14 protein-coding genes are annotated in these 22952 nt (G+C 62.6%); 7 read left to right on the forward strand and 7 right to left on the reverse strand.

Annotated elements, in window-relative coordinates; genetic code table 11:
* Positions 1–337: 337 nt before the first annotated feature.
* The 3 genes from zwf to B0G71_RS15295 all read left to right on the forward strand — a co-directional run bounded on the left by zwf (position 338) and on the right by B0G71_RS15295 (position 4583).
* Positions 338–1801 (forward strand): glucose-6-phosphate dehydrogenase, encoded by a 1464-nt coding sequence (gene zwf / locus B0G71_RS15285; protein ID WP_106279932.1) that lies wholly within the window; start codon positions 338–340, stop codon positions 1799–1801.
* A 180-nt stretch (positions 1802–1981) separates the two neighbouring features.
* The gene (gene pgl, locus B0G71_RS15290) at positions 1982–2689 is read left to right on the forward strand and encodes a 6-phosphogluconolactonase (protein ID WP_116142610.1); all 708 of its coding nucleotides are present in this window, start codon (positions 1982–1984) and stop codon (positions 2687–2689) included.
* The gene (locus tag B0G71_RS15295) at positions 2667–4583 is read left to right on the forward strand and encodes a bifunctional transcriptional regulator/glucokinase (RefSeq protein WP_106279928.1); all 1917 of its coding nucleotides are present in this window, start codon (positions 2667–2669) and stop codon (positions 4581–4583) included. Before pgl ends, B0G71_RS15295 begins: the two co-directional genes overlap by 23 nt.
* An 876-nt stretch (positions 4584–5459) precedes the next feature.
* Here the strand turns inward: B0G71_RS15295 and B0G71_RS15305 are convergent.
* Positions 5460–5912: a hypothetical protein gene (locus B0G71_RS15305; RefSeq protein WP_116142611.1), complete on the reverse strand. Its 453-nt coding sequence runs from the start codon at positions 5910–5912 to the stop codon at positions 5460–5462.
* Between the two features lie 746 nt (positions 5913–6658).
* On the opposite strand from B0G71_RS15305, the gene B0G71_RS15310 reads away from it, so the two are divergent.
* Both B0G71_RS15310 and B0G71_RS15315 read left to right on the forward strand, forming a co-directional pair.
* On the forward strand, positions 6659–7729 hold the full coding sequence (locus B0G71_RS15310; RefSeq protein WP_258875480.1) for a transposase: 1071 nt from the start codon (positions 6659–6661) through the stop codon (positions 7727–7729).
* 256 nt (positions 7730–7985) lie between these two features.
* The gene (locus tag B0G71_RS15315; RefSeq protein WP_116142612.1) at positions 7986–8912 is read left to right on the forward strand and encodes a bestrophin family protein; all 927 of its coding nucleotides are present in this window, start codon (positions 7986–7988) and stop codon (positions 8910–8912) included.
* Positions 8913–8950: 38 nt separating this feature from the next.
* Here B0G71_RS15315 and B0G71_RS15320 read toward each other — a convergent pair whose 3' ends face one another.
* The 5 genes from B0G71_RS15320 to apbC form a co-directional block, all read right to left on the reverse strand.
* Positions 8951–9688: a lysozyme inhibitor LprI family protein gene (locus B0G71_RS15320; protein WP_258875765.1), complete on the reverse strand. Its 738-nt coding sequence runs from the start codon at positions 9686–9688 to the stop codon at positions 8951–8953.
* 2 nt (positions 9689–9690) lie between these two features.
* On the reverse strand, positions 9691–11976 hold the full coding sequence (locus B0G71_RS15325; RefSeq protein WP_106279922.1) for an arginine/lysine/ornithine decarboxylase: 2286 nt from the start codon (positions 11974–11976) through the stop codon (positions 9691–9693).
* Between the two features lie 87 nt (positions 11977–12063).
* Entirely contained in the window at positions 12064–12633 is a 570-nt protein-coding gene (gene dcd / locus B0G71_RS15330) for a dCTP deaminase (protein ID WP_012432068.1), read from the reverse strand.
* A gap of 343 nt (positions 12634–12976) precedes the next feature.
* Positions 12977–13510, reverse strand: coding sequence for a superoxide dismutase family protein (locus B0G71_RS15335; RefSeq protein ID WP_106279920.1), 534 nt, complete (start codon positions 13508–13510; stop codon positions 12977–12979).
* Positions 13511–13732: 222 nt separating this feature from the next.
* On the reverse strand, positions 13733–14821 hold the full coding sequence (apbC, locus tag B0G71_RS15340) for an iron-sulfur cluster carrier protein ApbC (protein WP_116142613.1): 1089 nt from the start codon (positions 14819–14821) through the stop codon (positions 13733–13735).
* Between the two features lie 346 nt (positions 14822–15167).
* Here apbC and B0G71_RS15345 point away from each other — a divergent pair, with 346 nt between their 5' ends.
* Entirely contained in the window at positions 15168–15821 is a 654-nt protein-coding gene (locus B0G71_RS15345) for an OmpA family protein (RefSeq protein WP_106279916.1), read from the forward strand.
* 362 nt (positions 15822–16183) lie between these two features.
* Positions 16184–18319 carry a methionine--tRNA ligase gene (gene metG / locus B0G71_RS15355; protein WP_116142614.1) on the forward strand — a complete coding sequence of 712 codons (2136 nt, stop codon included), beginning with the start codon at positions 16184–16186 and terminating at the stop codon, positions 18317–18319.
* 114 nt (positions 18320–18433) lie between these two features.
* Here the strand turns inward: metG and B0G71_RS15360 are convergent, their stop codons facing one another.
* Positions 18434–22930 (reverse strand): translocation/assembly module TamB domain-containing protein, encoded by a 4497-nt coding sequence (locus B0G71_RS15360; protein ID WP_116142615.1) that lies wholly within the window; start codon positions 22928–22930, stop codon positions 18434–18436.
* Between the last annotated feature and the right edge of the window lie 22 nt (positions 22931–22952).

The following is a 22952-nucleotide window of genomic DNA, read 5'->3' on the forward strand; positions in this document are numbered from 1 at the left end:
TTTGCCTGCCCGCGTTTCGCGCGGCAGACTCGAGGTGCCTTACATGTCAACCTGGTGCCGACCATTACGGAAAGCCGCTCAACTCCCCGGTTTTCCGTAAGGCCGCCGGGGCATGCTGGCGCGTGCCGACACGCAATGTCCGTTAACATGCAGGGGGCGCCTGCCGATTCGGGAAAACGCGCATCTTGACTCACAGCGCACGCTTTTTTCATCGAATTAGCGCTACCTCTTGATTTGGATTGTAGTTAAACTACAATTCAGTGTCAAAAAATATTTTATCGGACTACGGTCGCGCTTTCGCTCATCTTCCGCGGCCCCAGGACATCGACGGAGACTCATGCAAACCGATTCAAGCTTCACCTTCGTTCTCTTCGGCGGAACCGGCGATCTGTCGATGCGCAAGATCCTCCCCGCACTGTTTGAAGCGCACCGTGCAGGCGGCATGCTGGCCGACAGCGGCAAGATCGTCGCGGTGGCGCGGCATGCAACGGATCGCGGCGAGTACATCCACTGGGTGAACGAGCACGTCAAACCGCACGTGTCGAAGAACGGTGTGGACGAAGCGGCATGGTCGAGCTTTCTGGAGCGCATCGAGTTCGTGAACATCGACCTGGGCAAAGCGGAAGACTTCGTGCACTTGCGCGACGCCATTCAGAACTTGCCTGGCATTCGGGTGTTCTATCTGGCCACCGGCCCGTCGCTGTTCGTGCCGATCTGCCATGCGCTGGCATCGGTTGGGCTGAACGAGAATTCGCGCATCGTGCTGGAAAAGCCGCTTGGCTACGACCTCAAGTCGTCCAATGCCATCAATGATGCAGTCGGCGAAATCTTCGCTGAAGAACAGATCTACCGGATCGACCACTACCTCGGTAAAGAACCGGTGCAGAACCTGTTGGCGCTGCGCTTCGGCAATGCGCTGTTCGAACCGCTGTGGCGTCGCGAGTGGGTCGAGAGCATTCAGATCACGATTGCCGAAGAACTCGGCGTGGAAGCGCGCGGCGACTTCTACGACAACACCGGCGCGTTGCGCGACATGGTGCAGAACCATTTGCTGCAACTGCTTTCCATCGTCGCGATGGAACCGCCGCACTCCATGGATTCGGATTCGGTACGTGACGAAAAGCTGCGCGTGCTGCGCGCTTTGAAGCCCATCGATCCGCGCGATATCGGCAAGGTCGCCGTGCGCGGCCAATATCATTCCGGCGTGATCCGCGGCACCGCGGTGCCCGCGTACGCGACCGAGCCCGGCGTGCGGCCGGACAGCACGACCGAGACTTTCGTCGCGCTGAAGGTCGAGATCGAAAACTGGCGTTGGGCCGGCGTGCCGTTTTTCCTGCGCACCGGTAAGCGCCTGGCGGATCGCGTCGCCGAGATCGTCGTGAACTTTCGTGCGGTGCCGCATTCGGCGCTCGGGGCTTCCGCTTTGCGTGCCGGCGCGAACCGCCTGGTGATCCGTCTGCAGCCGAACGAAACCATTCGCCTGTACTGTCTCGCAAAGCAGCCCGGCGAGGGCATGAACCTGGCCAGCGTTCACCTCGACCTCGCGTTCGACCAGTTCTTCCGCGAAGGACAGATGGAGGCGTATCAGCGCCTTCTGCTCGACGTGATCAACGGCCGCCTCGCGCTGTTTGTGCGGCGCGACGAGCAGGAAGCCGCGTGGCGTTGGGTCGAACCGATCCTGAACGAATGGAAGGCGTCGAACAAGCCGCCCAAACCGTATGCTTCGGGCACATGGGGACCGGCTGCTTCGAGCGCGATGCTGGCGCAGCACGGCACCTGCTGGCTCGAAGAAGAGAATTGAATCACGGCGGCACGTCGTATTGAATGGAATACGACGCGCCGCCCGTAAGACCCACCGACGAACTGAACGGAATGGCGCCGGTATCACGAGGGCGCCTGCAAGTCATCCACTGTGCAGGCATCGCGTGAGAGCAGTACGGCACATTCCGCAGATCACACAAAAAAGCAGCACGGAGGAGAAGTGATCCAGCTTCACACTTTCGACGACCAACGCGCCCAATCCGACGCGTTGGCGAAAGCGGTCGGCGACGCGTTACATGCGTCGCTCGCCGCGCAGGCCGCCGGTTCCACCACTGGCGCGCGCCCCTCAATGCTTGCAGTGTCCGGCGGCAGCAGTCCGCGCCCGTTCCTGCAGACGTTGTCGACGCAAAGCTTCGACTGGGCGCGCATTGCCGTGACGCTGGTCGACGACCGCTGGGTGCCGGAAACGGACAGCGCGAGCAACTCGCAGTTGGTGCACGCCACGCTGTTGCAGAACGCCGCGAAGGACACCACGTTCTGGCCGCTCGTGGACACCACGCAGGATCTCAATGCGCACGTCGCCGCGCTGAACGCCGACGCGCGTTTTAGCAGCGCGCCCGACGTCGCGATTCTCGGCATGGGTGAAGACGGCCACACCGCGTCGATCTTCGCCGACTCGCCCGAATGGGATCATGCGATCACCACCACCGATCGCTTCGTTGCCGTGCATCCTGGCAGCGCGCCGCACGCGCGCGTGAGCTGGTCGATGTCCGCGTTGAAGGAAGTGAAGCATCTGTTTTTGCTGATCGCAGGACCGCGCAAGATGGACGTGCTGAATGCCGCGTCCGCTTCGCTACAAAAAAATGCCATCTCGCAGTTGGCAAACGACAAGGGAGTGAGACTCGATGTCTACTGGTGTGCAAACTAAGGCTGTTCCGGGCGCGGGCCAGCACGCCGATGGACCGAGGCTGCTGGCCGACATCGGCGGCACGAATGCGCGCTTCGCGCTGGAGACGAGCCCGGGCGAAATCGGCTCGGTGAAAGTCTATCCGTGCGCGGACTATCCGGGCGTTGCCGAAGTCATCAAAAAGTATCTGAAGGACACCAAGATCGGCCGCGTGAATCATGCGGCGATCGCGATTGCAAATCCGGTCGATGGCGATCAGGTGAGCATGACGAATCACGACTGGAGCTTTTCGATCGAGGCGACGCGGCGCGCGCTTGGTTTCGACACGCTGCTGGTGGTGAATGACTTTACCGCGCTGGCGATGGCGCTGCCTGGCCTCACCGACGCGCAGCGCGTGCAGGTGGGCGGTGGTGCGCGTCGGCCGAATAGCGTGATTGGTTTGCTTGGGCCTGGGACCGGCATGGGTGTGTCCGGTTTGATTCCCGCTGATGATCGCTGGATCGCGCTTGGCAGTGAAGGTGGTCATGCGACTTTTGCGCCGGCTGACGAGCGCGAAGATATCGTGTTGCAGTACGCGCGCAAGAAGTGGTCGCATGTGTCGTTCGAGCGTGTGGCGGCGGGGCCTGGTATCGAAGTGATTTATCGCGCGCTCGCGGGCCGCGACAAGAAGCGTGTGGCGGCGAATGTCGACACGATCGAGATCGTCAAGCGTGCGCTGGAAGGCGAGCCGCTGGCAGCGGAATCCGTCGATGTGTTCTGCGGCATTCTCGGCACCTTCGCGGGCAATATTGCGGTGACGCTTGGGGCGTTGGGCGGGATTTATATTGGCGGTGGTGTCGTGCCGCGGCTTGGCGAGTTCTTTTCGCGGTCGTCGTTTCGCAAGCGCTTCGAGGCTAAAGGCCGGTTCGAGGCTTATCTGCAGAACGTGCCCACTTATGTGATTACCGCTGAATATCCGGCGTTTCTGGGTGTTTCCGCGATTCTTGCCGAGCAGTTGTCGAATCGTGCGGGGGGCAGTTCATCGGCCGTGTTCGAGCGGATTCGACAGATGCGCGATGCGTTGACGCCGGCCGAGCGACGTGTGGCTGACCTTGCGCTGAATCATCCGCGCTCGATTATCAATGATCCGATTGTGGATATCGCGCGGAAGGCGGATGTGAGTCAGCCGACTGTGATCCGGTTTTGCCGGTCGTTGGGTTGCCAGGGGCTGTCGGATTTCAAGCTGAAGCTGGCGACCGGGTTGACGGGCACTATTCCTGTTAGCCATAGTCAGGTGCATCTCGGCGATACGGCGACGGACTTCGGTGCGAAGGTGCTCGATAACACCGTGTCGGCGATTTTGCAGTTGCGCGAGCATTTGAATTTCGATCAGGTTGAGCGGGCTATTGATCTGCTGAACGGCGCGCGGCGCATCGAGTTCTATGGGCTCGGGAATTCGAATATCGTCGCTCAGGATGCGCATTACAAGTTCTTCCGGTTTGGCATTCCTACTATCGCCTACGGTGATTTGTATATGCAGGCGGCGTCGGCTGCTTTGCTTGGGAAGGGGGATGTGATCGTTGCTGTGTCCAAGTCAGGGCGCGCGCCTGAGTTGTTGCGCGTTCTTGATGTGGCTATGCAGGCTGGCGCTAAGGTGATTGCTATTACTTCGAGTAATACGCCTTTGGCTAAGCGGGCTACTGTCGCGCTTGAGACTGATCATATTGAAATTCGTGAGTCGCAGTTGTCCATGATTTCGCGGATTTTGCATCTGGTTATGATTGATATTCTTGCTGTGGGGGTGGCTATTCGGCGCGCTGTGCCCAGCGCTGATGTGGCTGAGACTGTGGCTAAGGCCAGGCAAGGGGCTGATGATGATGCTAGTGCTGTGCTCGATTGGTTGAGTCATGGGGCGGCTTCTTCGGCTAGGGATTGAGGATTGAGGTTTTTGGTCTGCGCCGCGGGTTTGGGTGTTTTTTTGTGGTGTTGGCCTTTCCTTGATTTGTTAGTGGTCCATTAGTGTTGCCCCTGTGCGGGGCGGCACCTACTTTTCTTTGCCGGCCGCAAAGAAAAGTAGGCAAAAGAAAGCGGCTCACACCGCTAGTTCTTAAGCGGGTCCCCCGCGCAGTCGCGGTAGTGGTTCATCTGGAATCTGTGCTCTCGCACATTCCGCGTGAGTGACAAAGCGCTCATTCTTCCCGCCTCGCGCAACGCGCTCGCCGGAAGGGGCTGCTTGAAGTCCGTGGGTTTCGCCGTGCGCAGTGCGGGCCGTCGGCTTCGCCTCGGCGATGTGCTGTTGGAGGCTTTCGGATCTTTAAGCGGGGTTGCTCGGGAAAATGTCAGCGTTGAGCCACCACATTTGCGATCACCTCAGCACGCGCATCCCGTCGCACCGCAGTACCCTCGGAATGCGAAAGATACATGCCTCTTCCTTCATGGCCGCAGTGCGACGCCGCAGGTCGTCGCGTGACTCGTGGCTCGTGGCTCGCGGCTCGCGGCTCGCGGCTCGTAGCTCGTAGCTCGTGGCTCGTAGCTCGTAGCTCGTGGCTCGTGGCTCTTGGCTCTTGGCTCTTGGCTCTTGGCTCTTGGCTCTTGGCTCTTGGCTCTTGGCTCTTGGCTCTTGGCTCACCGGTCACGGGTCACGGGTACGGCTCACGGCTCACGGCTTACGGCTCATGGCTCGTGGCCCACGGCTTGTGGCTTGTGGCTTGTGGCTTGTGGCTTGTGGCTTGTGGCTTGTGGCTTGTGGCTTGTGGCTTGTGGCTTGTGGCTTGTGGCTTGTGGCTTGTGGCTTGTGGCTTGTGGCTTGCCGTCAGTGTGCTGTCGCTGTGCGACGCGAGACCGTTTTGAATTGCATCTGTTTGTTCTCCGTCCGCCTCGTTGCGCCGATACGCTCACGGCTACCCGCCGCTGTCCGCGTAGCCTTTGCCAGGAGGTCCGCTGCGCGGCGCGCCGTGATCCGGCTTTCGGGAATGCCCTTCGCGTCGAGTGCGATGACCTGGTATAACTCGCGGTCAATCTCGACTTCGCGGTGGTAGTCCTCGACGGTGTCCAACAGCAGTTCCAGCAGTTTCCGCTGGCGGTGCCTTTCTTCCCGCATCACCGCCGGACTCCTAACTATCGATGCCACAAACGTGACCAGCTTGTCCAGTTGACCTAGCTGCCGTTCAACGAGTCCGAATGCGGACAAAGCCAGTTTTTCGTATTGAAGCGCGTCTACGGGTGGGCGCGACGTAGTGCGTGAATTCTTGACGGATTTACTCATGGCGCGATCTCCCTGAAACTTATCTGGATCGCCCGACACGCGCTTGCAAGGTGGTGAGCGGGCACAGTGACAAGGTTGGCGGCCGTTACCAAACCGGCAGGCCCGAAGGCCTCCCCATCAAGGCCCGCCCATAAGACGTGCTGAGACAGACACACGCCCTGCCAATGCAGGCGCGTGTTTGGTAGCAGGCCGCCAAGCCTGGCCGTCGTTGTTCTGACGGCGAATTGAGTTTAAACGTCTTGCTTCACGAGTGATCACCCGCACGAGCTAAAAGCCGCCCGCCAGCAAGATTTCTGAAATTTCCCAACCATCACCCGAATACGAGGACTACAGCGGTAGGGTAACGCCGAAGGAAAACGAAGCGAACGGGGCAAATGAACGACCGCGACGGCGCGCGCAGCGCCGCCGGAAGAATGAGCGCTTTGTCACGAAAGCGAAATGTGCGAGAGCACAGATTCCAGATGAACCACTACCGCGACTGCGCGGGGGACCCGCTTAAGAATTAGCGGTGTGAGCCGCTTTCTTTTGCCTACTTTTCTTTGCGGCCGGCAAAGAAAAGTAGGTGCCGCCCCGCACAGCAATGCTCTCAACTTAAGCCTCGAAGGGCTTGTATACAGGGCGTTAGCCCTGTAAACTTCATCGCATAACTCACTGATAAATCAACGATATGAACTCAAATACCAGCGTCCTCAAGGCTTCTGGCTGAGTTCTCCGAATTCCTGTTCGATCCGGCGCTCGCCGATCGCGTGCGTCGTTCTCCCACCGCCTTTACCCGCAATCGCACACTGACCTTGCCGCGCATGGCCGCGCTGATGATGTCGGGCATGTGCGCCAGTGTGCAGGCCGAACTTGACGCGCTATTCGGCGCACTGGGAAGCCGCGGCGGGCGCACCCGCGCTGTCAGCGCACAGGCCTTCAGCAAGGCGCGACGGGGCGTGTCTGCCGAACTGTTCGAGCTGGCCCGCGCCCGCCTGATCTCGCTGGCCCAACCCCATATCGATTCGATGCGCTGGCACGGCCTGAGGCTGGTCGCCGCTGATGGCAGCCGCCTGCGTGTGGGCACGCGTCGCGGCCATGAACTGCGCGCCGATCACTACGCGTTTGCGCTATTCCTGCCGGGTTCCGAACTGACCCTGCACGCTGCACTTCATCCCGCCGACGGCGGCGAGCGGCAGATGCTGTTCGAAGCCCTCGATGTGCTGCAACCGCATACCGACCTGCTGCTGCTCGATCGCGGCTATATCGGCAACGCGATGGTGGCCGCACTCGCACAGCGCGAAATCCCGTTCTGCATGCGCGTCGATGCGCGTAACTGGAAATGCGTCAGCGCCTTTGCCCGCAGCGGTAAAGCCGAGCGTGTGGTGACACTGGACGCGCCCGGCGAACTGGATGCCCGCGACTATGAACTGGCGCGTACGCCCACCACTGTTCGCCTGATCCGCGACGTCACGCCGGGCGGTCGCGTGCGGGTGCTGATGACCTCGCTGCTCGATGGCGGGCGTTATCCGGCGGCATCGTTCGGCGCGCTCTATCACCAGCGCTGGCGGGTCGAGGAAGCGTTCAAACGACTCAAGCACCGGCTGCGGCTGGAAGCCGTCACAGGCCTCGATTACCTGGCGTTACAGCAGGACTTCGGCGCAAAATCCTCGCCGACAACCTGTTCACCCTGCTCAGCGATCTCGATGCGCCGCACGACGACAGACATGCCAGCCGTCCTAACCGGGTGTATGCACTGGGCGCACTCAAGCCCATCCTCGGCGCGTGTCTTCTGCGCATCCAGCGCTGCCTGGACGGCCTCGCCGGTGTGCTGGAAATGATCCAACAGACCCGATGCCGGATACAGCCCTCACGCTCCTATACAAGACCACCCAGAAAAGCCAAGCCCCACTTCCACCTCGCGTACAAACTTGCTTGATGCAGCGGAGCTTAAGTTGAGAGCATTGCCCCGCACAGGGGCAACACTAATGGACCACTAACAAATCAAGGAAAGGCCAAAGCAAGAAGCCCAACCATCCCCCAACACCCAAAAAAGCGATAATAGAAACCCCGAAGCGCCGCAGGCAAAAAAACCAGATGATCATCCGCCCCCACGTCCATTGGTTCCGCATGCTGCTAGCCTGGCGAGGCTCCGTCCTCCCGCAATTGCTACCGCGCCTTGCGCTGATCTTCTGCATTTCGATAGTCGCCGTAGCAGCCCACGACCACCTGCTCCCGATCTCGCTAAACCTCAACACCACAGCGCCCTTCTCGCTAATAGGCATAGCGTTAGCGGTATTTCTAGGCTTCAGAAACAACGCCAGCTACGACCGCTGGTGGGAAGCCCGCAAACTGTGGGGTCAACTGCTGAACGAATCGCGCTCACTCATCCGCCAGGCGCTCACCCTGCCGACAAAACAGTTGCAAAAAGAAGACCTCAAAGAATTTACAGCAGCACTCAGCGCCCTCCCGCACGCGCTGCGTCACCAACTCCGCAAGAGCGACCCAACCGCAGACCTCGCCGAACGCCTGCCGCCCACCCTGTTCGCCCGCGTCGTAGCATCGCGCTACAAACCGGCCGCCTTGATGCTTTCCCTCGGCGAATGGGTGCAACGCCAGGCCAAAACGGGCGCGATCGACCCGATGGCCGTCATCGCCTTCGATCGAAATCTGAATGGAATCTCGGATGTAATCGGCGGATGCGAGCGCATCGTTTCAACGCCGCTGCCGTTCGCCTATTCGGTGATGATTCACCGCACGGTGTATTTCTTCTGCGCGTCCCTGCCGTTCGGACTGGTGGACAGTATCGGCATCTTCACGCCCGTCTTCGCGGTCTTCGTGGCGTACACGTTCATGGCGCACGAAGCCATTGCATCGCAAATCGAAGAACCTTTCGGCACCGACGACAACGACCTCGCGCTCAACATGATGTCCGTAGTGATCGAGGACTCAATGCGCGACCTGCTCGGCGAACCAGCCATCAAGTTGCCAAGCCCGGAAGCTGAAGACTACCTGCTCGATTGAACACGCTTCGGCCAAAGTGCGTCGGTCGCTCTCAACGCTCAGCTATTGCCGACCGTCTCCGACAATCGCTTGAGCGTCGCCACACGCGCGCCGATGATATCGATCCGACCACGCTCATCGACCACCGGCGTCGTAGCATTCAGATATGCGGTCCACGCCTTCTGCGCGCGTGTCAGCGTCGGACGCGTACGCACCGGCATCTTCGACTGCAAACGCCGGTAATAGCGGTTCAGATCGAACATCGCATGCTCGCACTGTGCGTCCGCGCGGCACGCGCGCACACGGCGCGGCGGATCGCCGCCGGCGCTCGCCTTCGCCAGCGCGCTGCGCAGCGCGAGCGCGCGGTCACGCACCGGCTGCAATTGCATGTCAGCTTCGGCAAGCACGTACATCGAGCCGTGCGTCGTGGCAAACACGGCTGCGAGCAGCTGCTTCTCGGCATCGCGTGAAGCCTGCCAGCTCGCCTGGCTCTTTTCCCACTGCTTGCGCCGCGCGGGCGGCAACTTCTGTTGAAGCTGCTGCCACGCGTTATCGAGCGCGGTCTTCCAGCCGATCCGCGCGTTGTCCATGCACTGCACTTGCCCCGTTGTCGACGACATGTCGCCGCGCGCAAGGCACGTACGCATCGACGCATCGATCGGATCGGCCGCGGCGACTTCGGCATGCGCCGGCAACGACGCCGCGCCGAACACCGCCGCCAAAGCGAGCGCACCGAACGCGCGCCGCGCGCCGCGAACGCCAGTGCCAGTTGCCAACAGGGACGTCACCCGCAACATCATCAGCCGCGAACGCAATCGACGAAGTATTCGATCCGCCCATTGATCGTTTCGCCGACAAGTCCATGGATATCCGTATGGAACCCCGGGAAGCGCTCGTTGAATTCCCGCGCGAAACGCAAATAGTTGACGATGGTCTTGTTGAAGCGCTCGCCCGGAATCAGCAGCGGAATACCCGGCGGATACGGCGTCAACAGGATCGACGTGACGCGGCCCTCGAGCTCGTCGATAGGTACGCGGTCGATCTCGCGGTGCGCGAGCTTGGCGAAGGCATCCGACGGCTTCATGGCCGGTTCCATGCTCGACAGGTACATCTCCGTCGTCAATCGGGCGATGTCGTTCGCGCGGTAGACGCTATGAATCTGCTGGCACAGATCGCGCAGGCCGATGCGCTCGTACATCGGATGATGCGAGACGAACTCGGGCAGCACGCGCCACAACGGCTGGTTGTTGTCGTAGTCGTCCTTGAATTGCTGGAGTTCGGTGACCATCGAATTCCAGCGGCCCTTCGTAATGCCGATCGTGAACATGATGAAGAACGAATACAGCCCGGTCTTCTCGACGATGATGCCGTGTTCCGCCAGGTACTTCGTGACGATCGCAGCCGGAATGCCCGTCTCGCCGAAGCCGCCGCCCATGTCCAGACCCGGCGTGACAATGGTCGCCTTGATCGGGTCGAGCATGTTGAAGTTTTCGGCGAGCGGCCCGAAGCCGTGCCACGCGTCGTTCGGGCGCAGCATCCAGTCTTCGCGCGAACCGATGCCTTCTTCGGCGAACTGGTCCGGGCCCCACACCTTGAAGAACCAGTCGTCGCCGTATTCGGCGTCGACCTTGATCATGGCGCGGCGGAAATCGAGCGCTTCTGCAATCGATTCTTCCACGAGCGCGGGGCCGCCCGGCGCTTCCATCATGGCCGCGGCCACATCGCACGAGGCGATGATCGCGTACTGCGGGCTGGTGGATGTGTGCATCAGATACGCTTCATTGAAGCGATGCTTGTCGAAGCGGCTGTTCTTCGAATCCTGCACGACGATCTGCGAAGCCTGCGAAATGCCGGCCAGCAGCTTGTGCGTGGAGTGCGTGGCGAACACCATCGCGCCGATCCGCGGACGCCCCGCGCCGATCGCGTGCATATCCTGATAGAACTCGTGGAATTCCGCGTGCGGCAGCCAGGCTTCGTCGAAGTGCAAGGTGTCGAGCCAGTCGCCCAGCATTTCCTTGATCATCTCGACGTTGTAGATCACACCGTCGTACGTGCTTTGCGTGATCGTCAGAATGCGCGGCTTGAGATCCGGATTCTTCGCGAGCGCTTCGCGAGCGAACGGATTCGCGAGGATCTTCTTCTTGATGTTTTCCGGCTCGAACTCGCTGCGCGGAATCGGACCGATGATGCCGAAGTTGTTGCGCGTAGGCGTGAGGAACACCGGAATCGCACCGGTCATCGTGATCGCGTGCAGGATCGATTTGTGGCAGTTGCGGTCCACCAGCACGATATCACCCGGCGCGACCGTGCCGTGCCAGACGATCTTGTTCGAGGTCGACGTGCCGTTGGTCACGAAGAACACGTGATCCGCGCTGAAGATGCGCGCCGCGTTGCGTTCCGAAGCCGCGACCGGTCCCGTGTGATCGAGCAACTGGCCGAGTTCGTCCACGGCATTGCACACGTCCGCGCGCAGCATGTTCTCACCGAAGAACTGGTGGAACATCTGGCCGAGCGGGCTCTTCAGGAACGCGACGCCGCCCGAGTGTCCCGGGCAGTGCCACGAGTACGAGCCTTCGTCCGCGTACTGCACCAGTTCCTTGAAGAACGGCGGCGCGAGCGAATCCAGATACACCTTGGTCTCGCGGATGATGTGGCGCGCCACGAACTCCGGCGTGTCCTCGAACATGTGGATGAAGCCGTGCAGTTCGCGCAGGATGTCATTAGGCAAGTGGCGCGAGGTACGCGTTTCGCCGTACAGGAAGATCGGAATGTCGGCGTTGCGGCGGCGCACTTCGGTCACGAACGCCCGCAGCGCGACGATCGCCGCGGCCAGCTCCGGCGTTTCGCCTTCCACCACCACATTATCGACGTACGGCAGCAACTCGTCGTCGTCGATCGAGAGGATGAAGCACGAGGCGCGGCTCGACTGCTGCGCGAACGACGTCAGATCGCCGTAGCTCGTCAACCCGAGCACTTCCGCGCCTTCTTTCTCGATGGCTTCGGCCAGAGCGCGGATGCCGGAACCCGAGATATTCTCGGAGCGGAAATCTTCGTCGATGATGACGACGGGAAAACGAAACTTCATGGGCGATTCTCCAAAAAGAACGACCGCTGCATTCTGTAAATGGCAGCGGTCACCCGGTATAGCTGGTGGGTCAGTGCGCTGCCGACGTCACGTTTTCGGCAACGTGACGCCGTGCTGACCTTGATATTTGCCGCCGCGATCCGCGTACGACGTTTCACAAATTTCGTCGCTTTCGAAAAACAGCACTTGAGCGACGCCTTCGTTCGCGTAGATTTTCGCAGGCAAAGGTGTCGTATTCGAGAATTCGAGCGTGACGTGCCCTTCCCATTCCGGCTCGAACGGCGTCACGTTGACGATGATCCCGCAACGCGCATACGTGGACTTGCCCAGACACACGGTCAGGACGCTGCGCGGAATGCGGAAATACTCCACCGTGCGCGCGAGCGCGAACGAATTCGGCGGGATGATGCAGACGTCGCCCTTGAAGTCGACAAACGACTTCTCGTCGAAATTCTTCGGATCGACGATAGTCGAGTTGATGTTCGTGAAGATCTTGAATTCGTCGGCGCAGCGGATGTCGTAGCCGTAGCTCGACGTGCCGTAGCTGACAATCTTCCGGCCGTCTTCGGAGACGCGAACCTGATCGGGCGCGAACGGCTCGATCATGTTGTGCGACGCGGCCATGCGCCGGATCCACTTGTCGGATTTGATAGTCATAGGTGAACGCTGCTCGACGTGAATGACAGAGATGTGACGGATAACAACCCGGCAACTGCCGGGTCACTTTCGGCTTGCTGCGCGCCTGCTTTGCGCTGACTCCGCGGAAGCGGCCCGGGCGGCGTGCGGTTCAGGCGCCCTACGCTTGCCCTTCGGCGCGTCCCGCCCATGCGGCAGAACAGGCCTTCCGGCGAGCCCGCCGAACGAAAGGCGCTCATTTTACGCGATCGTGAGAATGGTGCCGCAGCTTGGCTTGAAGAGCGCTCCGCTGCCTGCCCCAAGACCGCCCGACCGGACGCTGGCGGCCCGTACCCGGGCCTTGATCACGCAGCTTCCCCAACGCTCACTGGCGAATCAGTCCGCAGGCGAGCGCGGGACCCGCGCCATGTTGCGGATAGGCGTAGGGATCGGTCGCGTCGTGGTGCAGCAGAACCGCGCGCTGCAACACTGAGCGGATGCCGTCGAGCGAGACGTCCGGTGCAACGATGAAGCCCGTGGCCACGCCGTTCGCGTCCGCATGAATATTGCCGAGGTCGCCCTCGACGCGCGCGCCCGATTTCAGACGCTCCGCGGCCGGCGAAAACACCTGACCGGCGCTGGAACCGTCAGCGGCATTGCAGTCGCCGCGCTCGTGCACTTGCAACGCGTGGTCGCTATTGGGCTGCATGCCCGCGAGATTGTAGGTAACCTGCACGCCGTCCGAGCGCTCGATGAACGTGACGAGACCGCGCGCCTGATTGCCCACGGTGGGCAGCAACTGCGCGTCCGCACGTTTTTCCTGTGGTCTCAGGAATGCGCTACAGCCGCATAACAGCACACTGCTGGCAGCCAGGACGATGAACGCATGCACCGCCTGCCCGTCGATTCGTTTTCCCATGCGATCCTCTTGCCGGCCTGGTGGCCGCCCCTGCGGCCGCCGAGCCGAACTTGTGAAGTCGACATGATACCGCGAGACCAGGCCAAAACAGACGCCTTGGCCCCTTGTCCGAACGGCTGATCAAGCGCGGCCTCTCGAACCCGGCGCGTCACGCCAGCCGGAGGGCGTGATCCTCAAGGAGCCTTCCCGCGCGGCAAAAAACTTAGTGCAGCGCGCGTTTCCTCAGGTGTTCTGGACCACGATATTGGGAAACTTGGACGTCATGTCGCGAGCGCGTTCGGCGATATGGATCGCCACCTTGCGCGCGATCGACCGATAGATCTCCGCGATACGTCCCTGCGGGTCGGCCACCACGGTCGGTTTGCCCGAGTCGGCCTGCTCGCGGATCGCGATGTCGAGCGGCAGGCTGCCGAGCACGTCGACGCCGTATTCCTCGCCCATGCGCTCGCCGCCGCCGGCGCCGAAAATATGCTCTTCGTGGCCGCAATTCGAGCAGATATGCATACCCATGTTCTCGACGATGCCGAGAATCGGAATGCCCACCTTCTCGAACATCTTGAGGCCCTTCTTCGCGTCGAGCAGCGCGATGTCCTGCGGCGTGGTGACGATCACCGCGCCCGTCACCGGGACGCGTTGCGAGAGCGTGAGCTGAATGTCGCCGGTGCCCGGCGGCATGTCCACGATCAGGTAGTCCAGATCGTGCCAGTTCGTCTGTCGCAGCAGTTGTTCGAGCGCGGAAGTGGCCATCGGACCGCGCCACACCATCGGATTGTCCTGCTCGATCAGAAAGCCGATCGAATTGGCCTGCAAGCCGTGGCCGGTCATCGGGTTCATCGACTTCTCGTCCGGCGACTCGGGGCGGCCGACGATGCCGAGCATCATCGGCAGCGACGGGCCGTAGATGTCCGCGTCGAGAATACCGACCGACGCGCCTTCGCTCGCCAGCGCCAACGCAAGATTCACGGCAGTCGTGCTTTTGCCGACGCCGCCCTTGCCCGACGCCACCGCGACGATATTCTTAACGTTCGGCAACAGTTTCACGCCACGCTGCACGGTGTGCGCCGCGATCTGCTGCGACAGCTGGACACGCACGTCCGCCACGCCTGGCACGGCGCGCAGCGCATCGGAAAATTGCGCGCGGATCGCGTCGAATTGGCGCATGGCCGGATAGCCGAGTACCACCTCGACGCTGACCGTGTCACCCTGCACGGCGACGTTCCTGATGTTCTTGGCGGCTGCGTACGGCCGGCCGGTGTTGGGGTCAGCGACGGCTGCGAGGGCAGCGTCGACCAATGCCCGATCGATACTCATTGACACTCCGTGGGGAACACCTGCGGCGCAGCGGAATCGAAGTCTCGGCCACGCGCCGGAATTTGAAAGAAATTGTTAGACAGCATTGCGAAAACCAGGCGTGCCGGGCACCCTTCGGGCAGGCGGAACGCCATGGGGCCGCATCGCTGCGTGCTTCAGTCATTATTGTAGTGGCTGACGCCACGGCGTGCCGGAAGACCCTTTTTTACTGTCGGACCGAGGCTGAACAGGGCGTAAGACTTTTCGTATTGGTGAACCGACGGCTTCATTGCCGTCATCTTCGCCAGATATATTTGTTTGATCGCGCCTTGCTCGCCTGACTCGCTTCACTCAAAAGGAATCAAAAATGAATGCAAAAATCATGACTCGCCTGGCAGTCTTCGCGGTTGCCGGTTCATTGCTGGCCGGCTGCGCCAGCCAGCAGGGCACGAACACGGCTGTCGGTACTGGTGTGGGTGCCGGCACTGGCGCGGCGCTGGGCGCGATCTTCGGCGGCGGCAAGGGCGCGGCGATCGGCGCGGGCGTCGGCGCGGCGGTGGGCGGCATCACCGGCTACAACTGGCAAGCCATTCACAACAAGCTGTCGGGCGCCACCAAGGGCACCGGCACGCAAATCACCGAACAGCCGGACGGTTCGCTCAAGCTGAACATTCCGAGTTCGGTCACGTTCGACACCAACAGCTACGCAGTCAAGCCGTCGTTCGCGCCGGTGCTGGATCAACTGACGCAAACCATGCAGCAGAATCCGGAACTGATCGCACAAGTGATCGGCTATACGGACAGCACGGGCCAGCCGGCCTACAACCAGACGCTGTCGGTGAACCGTGCGGAAAGCGTGACGGGTTACCTGGGCCAACGTGGCGTCGCGCCGCAACGCCTGTCGGCACAAGGCATGGGCCAGAACCAGCCGATCGCCGACAACAACACTGAAGCCGGCCGTGCCGCGAACCGCCGCGTGGAAATCTATCTGCGCGCTACGGCTCAGCACACCACGCAATAAGGACGAGACCGAGGGAGATTGAGAAAGCCGGTCGCCGGGGTTGGACCTTCGGCGACCGTTATGCTTTGGAAAGCCGTGAAAGGCGGCGGAAAAGAAACTCGCAGGGGAACGAAAAAAATTTCGAACTCTGCCGAAAATCCGCTGTCTGTCTTTACGGTACGTGGCTGGCGAAGCCGCCGCGTCACCATTCTCCTCTTGTCGTTGTTGCTCCGGGGTTAATAGCCCCGGTTTTTTTTGGGCGCTCGGTTTACACACCGTCCGGCCCGCAGCGACTCACGCCGCGCCTAGGCGGCCCGCCCCGCGCCGGGCGCCTGCCCTGCTAGAATCAACCTTTCGTCCCACCGCAGGCTCCCGCCATCCTTATGTCAGCACCCGTAACCGATCTCTCCGCAGGCGCGCCGTCAGGCCGTCGCCAGATTCTCGTCACGTCGGCCCTTCCGTATGCGAACGGGCAAATCCATATCGGCCACCTGGTCGAATATATCCAGACGGACATCTGGGTCCGGACGTTGCGAATGCACGGACACGAGGTCTATTACGTGGGCGCCGACGACACGCACGGCACGCCCGTCATGTTGCGCGCGGAGAAGGAAGGTCTCACGCCGAAGCAGCTGATCGACCGCGTCTGGCAGGAACACAAGCGCGACTTCGACAGCTTCGGGATTTCGTTCGACAATTACTACTCGACCGACTCCGAAGAGAACCGCGTTCTCAGCGAAAACGTCTATCTGGCTCTGAAGGAAGCGGGCCTGATCGACGCGCGCGATATCGAACAGGCGTATGACCCGGTCAAGGAAATGTTCCTGCCGGATCGCTTCATCAAGGGCGAATGCCCGAAATGCGGCGCCAAAGACCAGTACGGCGACAGCTGCGAAGTATGCGGCTCGACTTACCTGCCCACCGAGCTCATCAATCCCTACTCGGTCGTCTCCGGCGCCACGCCGATTCGCAAGACGTCGACGCACTATTTCTTCCGCCTCTCCGATCCGCGTTGCGAGAATTTCCTGCGTGCATGGGTGGGCGGCCTGGCGCAGCCGGAAGCCACCAACAAGATGCGCGAATGGCTCGGCGACGCCGGCGAAGCCAAGCTCGCCGACTGGGACATCTCGCGCGACGCGCCATATTTCGGCTTCGAGATTCCGGGTGCGCCGGGCAAGTATTTCTACGTGTGGCTGGACGCACCGGTCGGCTATTACGCGAGCTTCAAGAACCTCGCCGAAAAACGCGGCCTCGACTTCGACGCGTGGGTTCGCAAAGGTTCGACGGCTGAGCAGTACCACTTCATCGGCAAAGACATTCTGTATTTCCACACGCTGTTCTGGCCGGCCATGCTCGAGTTTTCGGGTCACCGCACGCCGACCAACGTGTTCGCGCACGGCTTCCTGACCGTGGACGGCGCGAAGATGTCGAAGTCGCGCGGCACCTTCATCACCGCGCAGAGCGTGATCGACACGGGCCTGAATCCGGAATGGCTGCGCTACTACTTCGCGGCCAAGCTGAACAGCACGATGGAAGACCTCGACCTCAACCTCGACGACTTCCAGGCGCGCGTGAACAGCGATCTGGTCGGCAAGTATGTGAACATCGCGAGCCGCGCCGCCGGCTTCCTGATCAAGCGCTTCGACGGCCGCGTGCAGGACAGCGCGATGCAGCATCCGCTGCTCGCCTCGCTGCGCGCCGCCGTGCCGCAAATCGCCGCGAACTACGAAGCGCGCGAATACAACCGCGCGCTGCGTCAGACCATGGAACTGGCCGACGCCGTGAACGCATACGTCGATACCGCCAAGCCGTGGGATCAGGCCAAAGATCCGGCAAACGGCGTCGCGCTGCATGAAACCTGCAGCGTGAGCATCGAAGCGTTCCGTCTCCTGTCGCTGGCGCTCAAGCCGGTGCTGCCGAAGCTCGCCGAAGCGGTCGAAGGCTTCCTCGGCATCGAACCGCTGGTATGGGCCGACGCCAACGTGCCGCTCACCTCCACGCGCCCGATCAATGCGTACAAGCATCTGATGACGCGCGTCGATTCGAAGCAGATCGACGCGCTGATCGCCGCCAATCGCGACTCGCTGCAAGCCACGCCGGAAGCAACCGCGCCGGCCGATGCCAAAGGCAAGTCGAAGACAGCGAAAGCAGCCGCCGCCGACAAGGACGAAACGTCCGGCATCATCTCGATCGACGACTTCGCGAAAATCGATTTGCGCATTGCGAAGATCGTCGAGTGCAAGGCGGTGGAGGGATCGGACAAGCTGCTGCAGCTTACGCTCGACATTGGCGAAGAGAAAACTCGCAACGTGTTTTCGGGCATCAAGTCGGCGTATCAGCCGGAGCAACTGGTCGGCAAGCTGACGGTGATGGTCGCGAATCTCGCGCCGCGCAAGATGAAATTCGGCCTGTCCGAAGGCATGGTGCTGGCCGCCTCCGCCATCGACGAGAAAGCGGAACCGGGCCTGTACATCCTGGAGCCGCACAGCGGCGCGAAGCCGGGCATGCGCGTGAAGTAAGAAGCGCGCGGCGTCTCACACAGCAAGCAAGCATGAAAAAAACGGCACGCCCTAAAAAGGCGTGCCGTTTTTTTGACCCTAGGCGCGAAGATTCAAGCGCAGCCAATCGACCCATCACCAGCGAATCCGGTCGAAGCGCCGCGTGTAAAACAGTTCGACGCCGGTGAACGTGCCGCCGTAAGCCCCGACCGACCAGTACCGCGTCAGGTTGACCGTCGCCTTGATCGCATTGCTCGCCGACTGCAGCCCCTGTTCGTAGCCGATCACGAGCCACTCGTTGATCGCCTTCGACACCATCACCACTTGCGGATCGGTCAAGCCGACTTCGCTTTGCCCGACCGAAAATTCGTCAAGCCCGAACGTCTGCGCGATCCGCTTGCCGCTCGCGCTGCCGAGCAGCGCGAGCGCCGTCGTCATGGTGCTTTGCTGACCGAGGTTGTTACCCTGATCCGTGCCGTGGCCGAACAGCAGCCACGAGAGCTTTTCGTTGTCCGGCACGTTCGGCTCGGACACCAGCTTCGCCGTCGGGAATTGAACCGTGCCCGTGACCTGTACGCCCGCCTCGACCTGCTGGTTGCGGCGCATGGCCAGGATATTGATGCCTGGATTGGCCACCGGCCCGTTGAACGTGAAGAAGCCGTTCTCGATGTTGAGCTTGCGGCCGAACGCCGTGTAGGTCGAGCCCTGCGTGACGCGCACGTTCCCCACCGCGCGCAGCGGAAGATCCGGCGCGCTCATCGCCGTGATCGTGCCGGTCAGGCCCAGGTCGGCGCCCTGGCCGCGAAAACGGAAGTTGTTGCCAAGGCTGATGTCGATATTGGCGCGCGGCGCAAACGGACCGATCGGCTTGTTGGTGCCAGGCACGGGCCGCGGCCGCTCGCCCGCCACCGAACCGTCCGGGCGCACCACCACGACGTCGTCGCCGAGCTTCGGCGCGGACTGCTCCGGCATGTCGAACAACGCATGATCGACCACGAATTTGCCGTTGATCGCCATGCCGCCCTGCGCGCCCGCGTTCGCGACGCTCGCGCTGCCCGACAGCGACAAGTTACGATCCGGCGCCGCAAACAGTTCGAGCTTGTCCGCGACGATGCTCGCGGTCAGATCAGGCTCCGCGCCGTCCAGACGCACACGCCCGGTGGCACGCAGGGTGCCGCTTGCGCCGTGAAATTCAACCTGCTGGAAGTCGACCAGATTGTGCGAAAGCGCGATGCGCACCACGCCTTCCTTCAACTGCACGCCCTGATCGACCATGGTCGCGGACAAGCCGTCGCCGAGCAGCGAGCCGGTCAGGTTCGGCTTGGCGACGGTGCCGCCGAGCGCGAGCTTGAGCGCGAGGTGGCCGTCGAGCAGATAGCTCGGGCCGAACAGGCCGCCGGTCGTTTTCAGCGACGGCACGTTGGCGTCCACATTGCCGGTGAGCGCGCCGTCTTCGTTGAGGGCCAGGAAGCCGTCGCGCATCACCAGCGTGGTGTGCGCGTCGGCGTCGATCACGCCGATGCGGCTCGCCTGCGCGTGCACGGTGGCGTTGAGCCGGTTGCCGCCGCTGAACTCGGCACGCGCGGCGAGGCTCGAAATACCGAGAGACGCGAGCCCCCGGCCGATTTCAACCGTGACGTCGCCGCTGCGGCGCTGCAACTGGATGTGGCCGGTCGCCGTGCTGCCGAGCGCGAAGTCCCAGTCGCCATCGAACACGAGATCGGTTTTGACGTGCGGCGGCTCGCCCGTGATCTCGCGCCGCAGGTCTTGCAAACGCGCGACCGAGATGCCGGTCAGACTGCCGGCCGACTGTACCTTGCCGTGGTCGAAGGCAAAGGTTTTCAGGCTCAACACCGCGCCTTCGAGCGTCAGCCGCGTCGTGCCGAGCGTCAGGCGGTCCGGCCCGGCGCTGACGGCGAGCGGCGACTCGAGATTCAACGCCGGCGTGCCGCGGTTCTGCAAGCGCGTGACGGTGCCGTCCCAGCGCGTGCCGTCGCGCGCTTCGGTCAGCTTGCCGTTGGCGGCGAGCGTGAGATCCAGCGGACGCCCCTGCAGCTTGCCGGTGGCCGCGGCCTCGAGCGTGTGATTGGCGCGCGTGCCGGACAGACGCGCCGTGAGCGTGCTCAGATCGACGCCGCCCGCGCTGACATTGCGCGCGTCGGTGGTGAAGACGAGCGCGCCGTTCGCGCCGTCGCGCAATTCGGCGTGCCCTTCCGCATGGCCGATGTGGTTGCTGCTGAACACCACGCTGTCCGCCTTGTAGTTCAGCACGACGTTCGGATGCGCGAACGAGCCGGTGACGTCGCCATCGGCCGCGATGAGTCCCGCGAGACCGAAGCCGAGGCGTTCCAGCGCCGGGGCGTCGACGCGGAACTTCAGCCGGTCGCCGCGTGCGCCGAAACTGCCCTGCAGATCCACCTGATTGCCCGCCACCGAGAGGTTCGCGCGGCTCGGCAAAATCCGCGAACCCGCCAACTGGATCGTTCCGCCGCCGGTCAGCGGCAGGCCGCCGTAGACGCTCGGACCAAGCTTGAATTCGGCCTTGGTCGTGAAGACTGGACCGAGCACGCCGGCGGCGGTAAGCGTGCCGGTCACGCGCGCTTCGATCTTGCGGGCGGGCGGAGCGCCGCGTTTCTTCGGCGGCGGCGTTTTGCGCTCGACTACTTCGGTTTTGACCGCAGCTTGGGCGGTGTTTTTCACGGCGGCGGCGGCTTTATCGGCGGGCGCCGCGGACTTTGCGCCGGCCGTGCTGCCCGCTTGCGCGGCCGCGGCCTGTGCGGTGTTGCTGTTTCTGGCCTGGTTCGCTGCCGGCGCTGCTTCGGCTACCGGCTTGCGCGACGGCATCTGCGAAGTCAGCGTCAACGGATCGAAATCGGTCAGTTGCGCTTTCAGGTTGTAGGTGGAATTCGCGTCGTGCTTGAGTGCCCCGGACAGGTCGATGCGGCCTTTACCCGACGTGATGCGCACGTCGTTGAAGCTCATGCGGGCGGGATCGAATGTAACCTTGCCCTGGGCGCGCAACGCCGCTTTCGGGTCGGCGAGATCGAGCGTGAGGCTCTGCACATCGTCGTTCAGGCGCACGCCGATGGGGCCGGACAGCTGCGTGGGGCGCACCGTCGCTTGCAGCGCGTTCAGGTCGAGATTGGCGACGCGCAGATCGAACTGTCCGCGCTTGCCGGATAGCGTACCGCCGCCGGTGAGCGTAGCGTTCTTCACGATCCGCACGGCGAGGTTCGAGATGCGCTGCGCCTGGGCGTCGAGCCGCACGTCCGCGTTGGCGTCGATTAGCGGCAGCAGGTTCTGGTCGATCGCGCCGGGTTTGGCGTTGACGATCGAAACGTGGCCGGCGACGGCGAATGTCGCGGCGGATTGGAGGTTGCTTTTTCCGTTTTTCGCCACGGGCGGTGGCGCTGCGCTCGCGGCCTGGCTTGCGCTTGCGAGGGCGCTTTGGCTGGCGGCGCGGCTGCGGGTGTCGGCTGCGCTGGCGGTGTTCGCGGTGTTCGCGGTGTTCGCGGCATTACCGGCACTCGCCGAACTTGCGGGCTTTCTCACTGCCTTCGCCCCATCTGCCGCGCCTGTCCCGGACGCAGCGCCTGTTGCACTCGCGGCACTCTCAGCACTCGCCCCCAGCACGACCTCCCCCGCTGCACCCTGCCCCACCGGCTGCAATTCCGCCCGCACGGCCAGATCGGCCAGCGGTGCACCGGGCGCAAAAGCCTGTGGGTTGATGTGATCGAAAGTCAGCGTGGCGCGCTGCAGCGGTACGTCGCCGAAGGGCGTAGCCTCGACCCGCGCATGACCGGCGAGCTTCATGCCGCTAGCGTCGAGTTCCGCAATGAGATTCTCCAACGAGCCGCTCAGATGGCCGCCCACCTGCACCGCTTCGTCGTTCACCTTCCCCGAATAGCCGATCTCCCCGCTCAACGGAAACGGCCGCACACCGTCGAGTTTGGCGGCCGCCGTCACCGCGCCGAACGGCGTATCCAGCCGCTCGATCGCGGCTTCGTGATGGCGCCCGTCGCTGCGACCATGAAAGACGAAGCGCGAGAATTCGGTTGTCGACGCGCCCTGATGCAGCAGCAGCTTGTCGACCTGGACGTCGCGGACGTCGAGCTGCATCGGCAAGCGCAAATCCTGCGGCAGTTTCACCGGCCCGCTGCTGCTCGACGACGAAGAACCGATGCGCGCGTCCACCGTGCCGATATGCAGATAGTCGATCGTGAATCGCCACGGCTCACGCGCGAGCGCCCAGCGGCCCGCCACGCGGTCGATCTGAATATCGGTGCCGCTGCCGTCGAGGCTGCGCCAGCGTACTTGCCGCAATTGCACGCCATTGGCGAGCGTCCCTCGCTCCAGCGTGCCGCTCAGCTTGCCGCCCAGCAGCTTCACCGCCGCCTGCCAGGCATAGGCGGTGCCGCGCTCGGTGGTCAACGCGCCGTACAGCAAACCCACTCCCAACGCGAGCAACAACACCAGCACGGCCACCATCCACGCGAACGTTTTCAGCAGCAACCGGCCGAGGCGGCGCCTGGGCGGCGGCGCCCCGGGCGGCGGCTGCTGTCCCGGCGGCTCTCCTGGCGGATTAGCGCCGGGAGGCTGCACGGGAGGTTGAGTGGAAACGTCGGTGGTCATGCGTGGATCATGTGGAAGCAGG

Source organism: Paraburkholderia sp. BL27I4N3 (assembly GCF_003386115.1).
Lineage (GTDB): Bacteria > Pseudomonadota > Gammaproteobacteria > Burkholderiales > Burkholderiaceae > Paraburkholderia.